Below are 3219 nucleotides of genomic sequence, written 5' to 3'. Positions count from 1 at the left end.
AAATACAGTAAATTTGAAGTTAATAAAGGTTAATTTTATGTAAATTTTCGGTTTGATTGACAATAAGCCTGTAAGATGCTTAAACTTAACAGTTATGGAAAAAATTCTCCGGGAAATACTGAAAAAAGCAGTCAATGCGCAGCGCGCAGAGGTCAGCATCGAGATCGAGATTCCTAAGGAAGAAGGCTTCGGGGATTTATCAACCCCTGTCGCCATGGGACTTGCAAAGCCCCTGAAAAAGCCTCCCAGAAAGATAGCCGAGGATATTGTTAACTCCATCGAAAATAAGGAGATATTTGAAAAGATAGAGGTAGCAGGGCCTGGATTTATAAACTTTACCTTTTCGAAAAAGCACCTCTGCGATGAGTTAAAAGAACTCGTTGAAAATCAGGACATTTTTCTTATTGAGGACATAGGAAAAGGCAGAAGGGTTCAGATAGAGTTTGTCAGTGCCAATCCCACAGGGCCTCTACACCTCGGACACGGAAGGGGAGCGGCACTGGGCGCTGCGCTGTCTAACCTCCTTCAGGAAGCAGGGTACAGTGTTGAAAGAGAATACTATATAAACGATGCAGGCAGACAGGTGAAGTTGCTCGGCATGTCTGTGTTTGCAAAATACAAGCAGTTGATAGGAGAAGATTACCCATTTCCTGAGGACGGATACAAAGGAGAATATATAGAGGACCTTGCAAGGGAATTCAAAGAAAGACAGAAGTCAGAAGAAGAACTGCTCAATGAAATTACTGAATTCTCATACAAAAAGATGCTCGATGAGATAAAGAAAGACCTTGAGGATTTCGGCGTTTTCTTCGACTCATGGCAAAGCGAACAAGATCTTTATGAAAAAGGAGAGGTCGTTCAAGCTATAAATGACCTTAAAAAACGTGGATATGTCTATGAAAAAGAGGATGCCACATGGTTCAAGTCAACGGAATTCGGAGATGACAAGGACAGGGTTATAATTAAAAAAGACGGAGAATATACATACTTTGCCCCTGATATTGCATACCATAGAAAAAAAGTGGAAAAGGGATTCGACGAGATTATAGACATTTGGGGAGCAGATCACCACGGTTATGTGCCGAGGATGCAGGCGGTTATTCAGGCTCTCGGATATCCGAAGGAACACCTGAGAGTCCTGCTTGTGCAGATGGTAACCCTTTTAAGGGGTGGAAAGCCTGTGCAGATGTCGAAAAGGGCCGGCGAATTCATCACACTGCGAGAGATTATGGATGAAATCGGAGCTGATACCACAAAGTTTCTATTCCTCACAAGAAGGTCTGACAGCCATCTCGAAATTGACATAGAAGTGGCAAAGGCACAGTCATCAGAAAACCCTGTATATTATGTCCAGTATGCCCATGCAAGGATAAATAGTATATTCGAGAAGGCAAAAGAAAGCCATCAGTCATCAGCCATTAGCCTTCAGTCTTTAACCGACTTTAATGGAGAATTATTCAATGACGAGGAGATTCGCATTATCAAAAAACTCCTTCTATATCCCATGATGTTTAAAAATGCGGCAATAGCGCATGAGCCGCACAGAATAACCTTTTATCTGCAGGAAATTGCGGGCATGTTCCACCCTTATTACCACAAACACAGGGTGGTATCAGAGGATTTGGAGATTACAAAGGCACGGCTTGCCCTTTGCAAGGCAATACAGATTGTTTTAAGACATGGATTGAAAATACTGGGGGTAAAGGCGCCGGAAAGGATGTAAGTGTATAGCTGAATGAAAAGATCGAATTATCTGATATGGCTTGCAATAGCCACGGCAGCCGGGACTGCAGCAGGCATTTTGTCAAACCAGAGACATCCTGAAAAGGGAGGACTTATAGGGGCAGTGATGGGTGCCTTTGCAGGCACTGTTACGGCAGAACTCTACAAATGCATTACAGAAGAAGAAGACGGCGTAAGCTACTACACCAAATCTTCGCCGCTATACGAAGATTTTAACGACATAGAATATATATGAAATGACAATGGACGTACTTTTCAGCAGAACTTTCCAAAAGGGATTTCTGGACAAAGGACTGTAAATTCTCAGTTACTATTCTGGGCAAGCTTCTTTTTACCTCCTGTCCACTGCTTTACAAGCTCTTTTACTGCATCTGCCTCTTCCTTCAAACTGTCAGCCTTTGTTGCGATCCAATCCGTGACCTTTTGAGACACAATGCCTGTTTTATCAAAAAACCACCTGAACTGGTCGCCGCCTCCTCCTATAACCGCGATAGTGATAAACAGCACCCATACAATTATGATTCTTTTTAAAAGCTTAAACATATTAAACTCTCTCCTTACTTCACTGCATCCCTCAAAATCTTGCCCGCTGTAAATTTCGGGACCCTGATCGCAGGGATTTTGATTTCTTTACCTGTTCCTGGATTGCGTCCATTCCTTGCCTTCCTTTTGGAAACAGAGAATGTTCCGAACCCGACAAAGATAACCTTCTGCCCCTTTTTTCAGAGATACCTCTATCGACTTAAGGGTAGTGTCGATGGTCTTTCCTGCCTCGGCCTTTGTGATTCCTGCCGATGATGAAACCTTATCGATTAGTTCTGTCTTTGTCATCTTTACCCCGCTTTTTATTATTTTCTAAATCCATTATAGCCGGCCTGAAATCGGGAAAGTGTGACCAAAATCACAAAATAGTGCTTTTTGCTAAAAGGATGGCTTAAGGAGGATATTTCTGTCGTCAAGGACTTCGATCTCCCCGTCCCTGACAAGCCTGTTAAGAAGGCGGGTTACAGTCTCTCTGGATAGCGATGAATAATCGGCGATGTCTTGATGGGTAAGCCTCAATGTTATGACAGTGCCGCGTTTATCTTTTATGCCGTAATGAATTCCCATGAGCTTAAGCAGCGTCCTGACCCTTTCCTCTGCACGCGGCAGGCCCAGAACCTTGTTCATCATCCATGCATCCCTGAGCCTTGTACAGAGTATGGAAATTATCTCTTTGAGCACCCTGTTGTTTTTTCAGTAGAGATTCTTCAAAGTCCTTTCTTGACATTATCAGGATATCCGTGTCTTCCATTGCTATAACCGTGGCAGGCGCTGTCTTTCCGTCAAGCAAAGCCATCTCCCCAAAGAAATCCCCTGTTTTATGCACCGCAAGGATATGCTCCTTTCCGTCGGCGCCCAGATACACTACCTTACCTTACCAGAAAGGATAACATACATATAATTCTGCGTGTCATCTTCCACAAATATTATCTT

5 protein-coding genes and 1 pseudogene are annotated in these 3219 nt (G+C 43.2%); 2 read left to right on the top strand and 4 right to left on the bottom strand.

The genetic code is table 11. The annotated features are described in order from the left end of the window. Window positions 1-94: 94 nt before the first annotated feature. A complete protein-coding gene (gene argS, locus V7L97_RS11195; protein ID WP_333656003.1) occupies window positions 95-1723 on the top strand; it encodes an arginine--tRNA ligase in 1629 nt (542 codons plus the stop codon). 12 nt (window positions 1724-1735) lie between these two features. Next, window positions 1736-1978: a hypothetical protein gene (locus tag V7L97_RS11190; RefSeq protein WP_333656000.1), complete on the top strand. Its 243-nt coding sequence runs from the start codon at window positions 1736-1738 to the stop codon at window positions 1976-1978. Window positions 1979-2046: 68 nt separating this feature from the next. Here the strand turns inward: V7L97_RS11190 and V7L97_RS11185 are convergent, their stop codons facing one another. From V7L97_RS11185 to V7L97_RS11170, 4 genes and pseudogenes are all read right to left on the bottom strand, one after another. Next, window positions 2047-2286 (bottom strand): hypothetical protein, encoded by a 240-nt coding sequence (locus V7L97_RS11185; protein WP_333655997.1) that lies wholly within the window; start codon window positions 2284-2286, stop codon window positions 2047-2049. Window positions 2287-2300: 14 nt separating this feature from the next. Beyond that, window positions 2301-2574: pseudogene (locus V7L97_RS11180) on the bottom strand (HU family DNA-binding protein). 90 nt (window positions 2575-2664) lie between these two features. Then, window positions 2665-2916 carry a Crp/Fnr family transcriptional regulator gene (locus V7L97_RS11175; protein WP_333655995.1) on the bottom strand — a complete coding sequence of 84 codons (252 nt, stop codon included), beginning with the start codon at window positions 2914-2916 and terminating at the stop codon, window positions 2665-2667. Then, window positions 2858-3151 (bottom strand): Crp/Fnr family transcriptional regulator, encoded by a 294-nt coding sequence (locus V7L97_RS11170; RefSeq protein ID WP_333655993.1) that lies wholly within the window; start codon window positions 3149-3151, stop codon window positions 2858-2860. Before V7L97_RS11170 ends, V7L97_RS11175 begins: the two co-directional genes overlap by 59 nt. Between the last annotated feature and the right edge of the window lie 68 nt (window positions 3152-3219).

It is taken from the genome of Dissulfurispira sp., assembly GCF_036745535.1.
Taxonomy (GTDB): domain Bacteria; phylum Nitrospirota; class Thermodesulfovibrionia; order Thermodesulfovibrionales; family Dissulfurispiraceae; genus Dissulfurispira.
The sequence above is the reverse complement of the archived record's forward strand: the minus strand, read 5'-3'. Positions and strand labels throughout refer to the sequence as shown.

What these genes read in the sequence shown, in the direction of transcription:
- argS (WP_333656003.1), top strand. Translation starts at nt 95, where the DNA reads ATGGAAAAAATTCTCCGGGAAATACTGAAAAAAGCAGTCAATGCGCAG.
- V7L97_RS11190 (WP_333656000.1), top strand. Translation starts at nt 1,736, where the DNA reads ATGAAAAGATCGAATTATCTGATATGGCTTGCAATAGCCACGGCAGCC.
- V7L97_RS11185 (WP_333655997.1), bottom strand. Translation starts at nt 2,286, where the DNA reads ATGTTTAAGCTTTTAAAAAGAATCATAATTGTATGGGTGCTGTTTATC.
- V7L97_RS11175 (WP_333655995.1), bottom strand. Translation starts at nt 2,916, where the DNA reads ATGATGAACAAGGTTCTGGGCCTGCCGCGTGCAGAGGAAAGGGTCAGG.